The sequence below is a fragment of the Chromatium okenii genome (genome assembly GCF_016583745.1).
Taxonomy (GTDB): Bacteria; Pseudomonadota; Gammaproteobacteria; order Chromatiales; family Chromatiaceae; genus Chromatium; species Chromatium okenii.
Genome location: NZ_NRRQ01000100.1, coordinates 1 through 2,424, shown reverse-complemented (window position 1 = coordinate 2,424; position 2,424 = coordinate 1). Strand labels below are relative to the sequence as shown.

The window sequence follows — 2,424 nt, the reverse complement described above, 5'->3', positions numbered from 1 at the left end:
ATTCAATTATTAAGAATGGTTTATTTCATAACACAATAGAGTGCCTTCTTTATTCACTGACAGTGCAAAATTGCTGCCTTGTAACTAATCCCCAATAGGAATCTTCATATTTATCTTCCAAGAAATTCCCCAGAGTAAATTCACTGATTACTTTACGCCAAAACACCGACGCATCGTCAGCCCCAGTAATTTGTTTTACTTCCCAAAGACCGGGGAACATGCGCCAGAGTTGATGCGCAAAATGTTTACCAAACAACTGCTTACGAAAGTATGGAATGATATAAAATTCACTAACCTCATACTTGTTATTAGACTTTGCTAATATCGCAGCGAGACCAGCGGGAGTGTTATCAATAATAAGAAGATACCCTTTTGTATTATCGCTAATCTGTGTATCAAGAGGAAATAATCCACATTCATTAGGCTTCTTTCTGGTAATACCTGAAAATTCACCTTCATAGCTCTGGGCAAGATTTAGGTAAACGTTGAGATTGTGTTCACCGACACTGATTATTTCCATGTTGTGCTCACCTTGAAAAGGAACCGGCGACAACAGCGACAACGGTAACAGAGTTATTAACCATTGAAAAGACAGAACAAATTGATGAAAACTTGTCGCTGTCTTGTAGCTGGTGTCGCTGTCGCTGTCGCTGTGCTGCCTTGTCGCTGATGACAACTGCTGTCTTGTCACTGATGGCAATCTGTGTTATATCACGTTGTGTCAAGTAATCCACTCACTGGGTCATCCCCGGTCTGTTGGTGCGTTTCACGCCTTGTCACAACGAATTTAGAGAGAGTAATCCCGTAACAAGGGCAGACCTCGACCCGAACGACACCCGTCCCGCATGAACTCAACTCGGTTGACTTGAGAAGATTCTCGACCAGATTGACCTGAAGACGCTTGAAACCAACAGAACATAGCCCGCACGCAACACAACTAGCAGCACATCCCTCTTGAAACACGTCACTCTCACCCGCCGGTTTTAACGTCTCACCCTCGGACCCTACGGGGGTAGGCATCAAAGGCGGCGCGCTTTTGAACGAGCGCGTTGAAGGTGCGTCATTGCTGTGTTTTAAGTCGGTGAGCGCATCGTTTTTAGTCGATAGAACGATCCAACGGCGCACGGTCGTATCCGCCATTCCCAGCTCTTTAGCGATGGCAACAAAGGTCATTCCTTCAGCGCGCATCTGTAGTGCTCTGTCCCGCTTCTCCCTGTTGCTGACTCGCACACCATCCAATGTGTAGTGATCCAGATAATCTTTGTCATTCATCCGGTCATGTGGACGCGGTGGACGTGCTTTGTCCCGCTCCTTTCTACGCTGTGTCCGCAGCTCGTTAGGAATGATCGCCCGCAACTCTGACTGCAACTCGTCAGGGATGATCTCTTGTATCCATTCAAATAGAGTTTCACGCTTGAATTGATAACGTGGGTCAACGATTTTACCGTTGAATACAATCTTTTCACCACGCATTGAGGCTTCAGCGCGTTCAATTACTGGAAGCATCTTGGATGGAACATCTTCATCCAGTAGTCCCGGTGTATAGCGGTTTGCTAGTTTAAGTATTTCACTTTTAACACGCTCAGGTGGCACAAACCAAGATAATGAAAGTAAGGTTAAGAATAGCCATTTATCTCTATGACCTTCTGGAATACCACTGGGTAAATAATGGTTCCCAATCTTCATTAAATCTTGATGAACTAAGTACCACCACTGATAGATACTGCCGTACTTTTTACGACCATTTGCTGGTTTTGAATTGTGCATTTGAGCTGACTTTGGCTTTGGCTCGGGTTTATTGGATGGTTCCCACTTTGGTCTGGGACCTAGAACGGCATCAGCCAATTGATGCAATGTCCAGCGTTTCCCAGTCAGTTTTTTCCCAGTGACTTGAACTCCATTTTTGCTATTGATCGTTCCACATAGCCGCAATACGCGTGTGCAATCCTTGACGACGGGATCAGCTCCAACCGGCAAGAGTGCGTCAACCAACTTGTTTTGTACGAGTTGCCAAGTGGGTAGGGTTTTGGCTGGTACTGGTTTGAGTAACCAATACAGGTGCATTCCGCGCCCGCTATAGGTCATAAAGGAAGGCAGAGGCAGCTCCATTTCAATAAGCCGCTGTAATGATTTGTCAATATCGACACAGCCATCAATATCGATATAACACGCCCGCAACGATTTCAACTGTCTGGTCACGCGCCAGCGATAGAACTCATTGACAGTCAGATAACGGTCTTCTTCACCTTGTTGGGCAGCGAGAAACTCCGGCAAATCCGGTGATTCAGAACGGAATGTTTTCCAGCCACCTTTACCGTTCTCCTGTTTTTTCTGTGCCCAGAACGCAGTAACACCATACGCTGGGCGCGGGTGCAGCAAATCGAAGTGCTCTTGTGCTGTGAGCAGCTGTGACGGGAACGACTC

Annotated in this window: 2 protein-coding genes; both read right to left on the bottom strand. The window is 46.2% G+C overall.

Annotation, left to right across the window (positions count from 1 at the left end; genetic code table 11):
- Positions 1-49: 49 nt before the first annotated feature.
- Entirely contained in the window at positions 50-691 is a 642-nt protein-coding gene (locus tag CKO12_RS14330; RefSeq protein ID WP_242466366.1) for a GNAT family N-acetyltransferase, read from the bottom strand.
- A gap of 20 nt (positions 692-711) precedes the next feature.
- Positions 712-2,424 (bottom strand): helix-turn-helix domain-containing protein (locus CKO12_RS14325; protein WP_200155392.1); only part of this gene is annotated, 1,713 nt, incomplete at its 5' end.